We start from the raw sequence: 1,115 nt of genomic DNA on the forward strand, positions 1-1,115 counted from the left end.
CAGTTCGGTCTTGAACAGGCCGATGGTGGACTCCATCAGGGCGTTGTCCAAGGCGTCGCCGACCGAGCCGATCGAGCCGGCGATGCCGGCCTCGAGCAGTGCCTCGGTGAACGCCAGAGACGTGTATTGCGACCCGGCATCGGAGTGATGGACCAGCCCGGTGGCGGTGAAGGCGGCGTTGCCCCGACGGCGGGTGAACAGCGCCTGCTCCAGCGCCGAGTGGACCAGCGGGGTCGTCTTCGACGACGACACCCGCCAGCCCAGGATGCGGCGGGAGTAGACGTCGGTGACGAAGGAGACGTAGACGAACCCGGCCAGCGTCCAGACGTAGGTGAAATCCGCGACCCACCACTGGTCCGGCCGGGTCGGGGTGGCCCAGGCCCGGTCGATGAGGTCCGCGTGCCGCGGCGCGGCCTGGTCCCGTGTCGTGGTCACCGTCCGCCGGTGGCCGCGGCGGGCGCCGTCCAGGCCGGCGAGGCCCATCAGCCGGCCGACCTGGTCGCGGCCCCACCGATGCCCGGCGCGGCGGGCGACGTGCCAGAGCTTGCGCACCCCGTAGAGCCCCCGGTTGGCCCGGTGGAGGTTCACCAGGACGTCGGCGGCGTAGGCGTCGGACAGCTCCGCCGCGCTCACCGGTGCCTGCAGCCGGGCGTAGTAGGTGCTCGGGGCGATCTTGAGCCCGTGCTCGGTGAGCACCCGGCAGATCGGCTCGACCCCGAAGCGGTCGGCGTGCGCGGCGATGTAGTCGCAGATCAGCGCAGTCGGCGGTCGAGCTCCGCCGCGGCGAAAAACGCCGAGGCGGTCTTGAGGATCTCATTCGCCCGGCGCAGCTCGGCGACCTCCCGACGCAGCGCCTTGACCTCGTCGGAGGCCTCGGTGGTCACGCCGGGCCGCACGCCAGAGTCGATCTCCTCCCGCTCGGCCCAGTTGCGCAGCGTGGCCGGGTTGATGTCCAGCACCGCGCCCACCGCTCGGCGGGCGGCCAGCTTCGACTCACCCAGATCACGAATCCGCTCCTGGTACATCCGCACGGCGCGGGCGCGGGTCTCCTCGTCGTACTTGCGGGGTGCTGGCACGGACTCAGTCTCCTTGCGAGATCAAAGCCTCTGCCAGAT

The 1,115-nt window shown here is 71.2% G+C and carries 1 pseudogene and 1 other annotated feature; the pseudogene reads right to left on the minus strand.

The window, feature by feature from the left end:
- A pseudogene (locus HK417_RS24340) lies at positions 1-1,076 on the minus strand (IS3 family transposase); the annotation flags it as partial.
- Positions 664-795: a sequence feature (AL1L pseudoknot), on the minus strand. (Overlaps the previous pseudogene by 132 nt.)
- Positions 1,077-1,115: the final 39 nt, after the last annotated feature.

Origin of the sequence: Modestobacter marinus (genome assembly GCF_019799945.1) — a bacterium.
Lineage (GTDB): Bacteria > Actinomycetota > Actinomycetes > Mycobacteriales > Geodermatophilaceae > Modestobacter > Modestobacter marinus_B.